This window comes from Bacillus sp. LR--39 (assembly GCF_053613335.1).
Map to the genome: position 1 here is coordinate 1 of NZ_JBSIOT010000555.1, position 867 is coordinate 867.

Here is an 867-nt window from a genome sequence, read left to right on the forward strand (position 1 = left end):
TTTATTATGAGCCTGATTCATCAATGCAGATTGTCGCCTAAATGGGCTTATGGCTTGCTGGCCGGCTTCCGTTTTGTCCCGCTTTTTCAGTCGGAGCTTTCGCAAATGAAGGCGGCGCACAAAATCAGGGGCTATAAGCAAAAAAACAGCTGGAAGGCGTTTATTCGCTATGCGCTGCCGTTGTTTTCGCAAGGCATCCGCAAATCGGAAAGAATCGCCGTTGCCATGGAAGCGAGAGGGTTTACCGGTACAAAAGACCGCACCTACTATCAAACAGCGGGGCTTTCCGGAAAAGACTTCGTATATTTTGCGGGTCTGGCATCAGTCGCAGCGGGGATTTTGCTCACTTTTTAAGAAGGTTTTTTACAGGGCCGCCTTGCGGCTCTTTTTTTATAAACCCGGGTACAGGCGGGCATTCTGTAAAATGCAAACATTTCGGACGTTGACTGAAATATATTGACCTAGGCCAAAAAGGTTGTACAATCAATGTGTACCATTTGAAAAAAGAAGTATAAAAAAATCCCCTTAAAAGATGGGAGTGGCGCGATGTGAAAATTGCCAAAGTGATCAACAACAATGTGATCAGTGTTTTAAATGAACAGGGTCAGGAATTAGTGGTCATGGGCAGGGGAATCGCTTTTCAAAAAAAGCCTGGCGAAGCGGTGGATGAATCGAGAATCGAGAAGATTTTCAGGCTTGATAATAAAGATGTATCAGAAAGGTTTAAGACGCTGTTGGACAAAATTCCAATTGAATTTATGGAAATGTCTGAAGAAATTATCTCCTATGCGAAATTAAAGCTCGGCAAAAAGCTGAATGACAGCATTTATGTCTCGCTGACCGACCATATTCATTTCGCCGTCGAAC

At 43.8% G+C, this 867-nt stretch carries 2 protein-coding genes; both read left to right on the top strand.

Features of this window, described 5'->3' with window-relative positions:
* A partial coding sequence (locus tag ACWHAR_RS24845; RefSeq protein ID WP_452088152.1) for an energy-coupling factor transporter transmembrane component T family protein occupies positions 1-354 on the top strand: 354 nt, incomplete at its 5' end.
* A gap of 194 nt (positions 355-548) precedes the next feature.
* On the top strand, positions 549-867 hold a 319-nt coding region (locus ACWHAR_RS24850; protein WP_452088153.1), incomplete at its 3' end, for a CAT RNA binding domain-containing protein.